Source organism: Microcoleus sp. BM001215392 (genome assembly GCF_036700185.1).
Classification (GTDB): Bacteria; Cyanobacteriota; Cyanobacteriia; order Cyanobacteriales; family Microcoleaceae; genus Microcoleus.
In genome coordinates, this window is sequence record NZ_JAUBOJ010000711.1 from 1 (window position 1) to 1,421 (window position 1,421).

The 1,421-nt window shown below is 48.1% G+C and carries 1 protein-coding gene; it reads right to left on the minus strand.

The features are described from left to right. Nucleotides 1–618 precede the first annotated feature (618 nt). On the minus strand, nt 619–1,299 hold the full coding sequence (locus tag QT974_RS34365; RefSeq protein WP_333472817.1) for a peptidoglycan-binding domain-containing protein: 681 nt from the start codon (nt 1,297–1,299) through the stop codon (nt 619–621). Nucleotides 1,300–1,421: the final 122 nt, after the last annotated feature.

A 1,421-nucleotide genomic window follows, 5' to 3' on the forward strand; every position in this document is an offset into this window, starting at 1 on the left:
AACCAATAACCAATAACCAATAACCAATAACCAATAACCAATAACCAATAACAACTGTCCACTATCAACTGTCAAAAATTTTAGGGCCTAGCATATCGGATGCCAGACCCTAAAACATTTGTGAGTTAAATTGATTCAAGTGGGTTTTTAGCTCTGCTGAAACTCAGCAAACAACTACTACTAAGGTGGACTTTTTGGCAACTGCTCTGCGAGCGAGCTAGCTATTAGCGGAGCCTATTCAGGCTTCTGTGTTTGATTGTGCGATCGCAATTCTAACTTAATAACTTTCGATTTCTCAAATCGCCTCAAGCTACTTCACAAATCCCGAGCGCAATCTCAACCTTTCGTTGCTAATAAACTATCACGATTTAGGCGTTGCCTGCGAACTAGAGCCGAGCGGGACAAACACTCTAATTCAAAATTTTTATCCAAGTTTTTTGTGTTGCTTGGTTTCTGCCCCTCATGTATTTAAACTAACATTAACTCCGCGCATCACAATACTTTGTTTACCAAAGTTGACACTTTTTGACGCACCGAAATACTTCAGAAAGCAATTATTAACAATTTGTACGATCGCCCGATCGCGCAATGTGCACACCCGGCAAGATTAGCTGACTTTCACCGCAGCAGCGCTTCCCAAGTAGCGCGGCCGACAATCCCGTCTGCTGGTAGTTGATATTTTCGCTGAGCAGCCTTGACAGCAGCTTCAGTTTCTGGGCCGAACACCCCGTCAGCACTGACGCGCAAAAATCCCTTAGCCCTGAGCCGCTCTTGCAAATCTCTGACTCCGGGCCCCCGCATTCGTCTTCTCAAAACCCGAAAATTGGTGGGCTGCGGTTGAGGGCTAATCTCTGTGTTTTCGATCGTTGCGGGAGCATTGGCGATCGGGTTTTCAACACTAGCGCTCGGAGCCGCAGGAAACAGCCGATTCCAAGTATCTTGACCGACTATGCCGTCTGGGGCGATGCCTGCTGCTACCTGGAACTCAGACACGGCTCTAGCAGTGCTTTGCGAGAAAATCCCGTCTACCTCGCCGGTATAAAATCCCAATAATTTCAGAGCAGCTTGGAGTTCGGTAACTTCCGATCCGCGGCTGCCGACTTTGATGGCGGGGCGGACGATCGCACCTGTTTGGGCGATCGGGCTGTGATTATTACCTGATTCGGAGGTAGGTAGCTGTGCATTAGCAGGAGTAGAGGCGATCGCGCCCAGTGCCAATAAACCGCACAAACTCCAGCCGAGGAGTAAACTCGGAACTTCGCGGGCTTTATTCCAGCTTCCTGTCAGGTTTCGGGACATGGGAAATTCGACCTCTGCAAAACTTGGTAGCGATCGTACATCAAATCGGGGAAGTAGTCAGTTGACAGTTGACAGTTGTCAGTTGTCAGTTGTCAGTTGTCAGTTGACAGTTGACAGTTGTC

Bases quoted from the DNA above. Each gene is read 5' to 3' on its own strand.
- QT974_RS34365 (WP_333472817.1), bottom strand. From the start codon at position 1,299: ATGTCCCGAAACCTGACAGGAAGCTGGAATAAAGCCCGCGAAGTTCCG.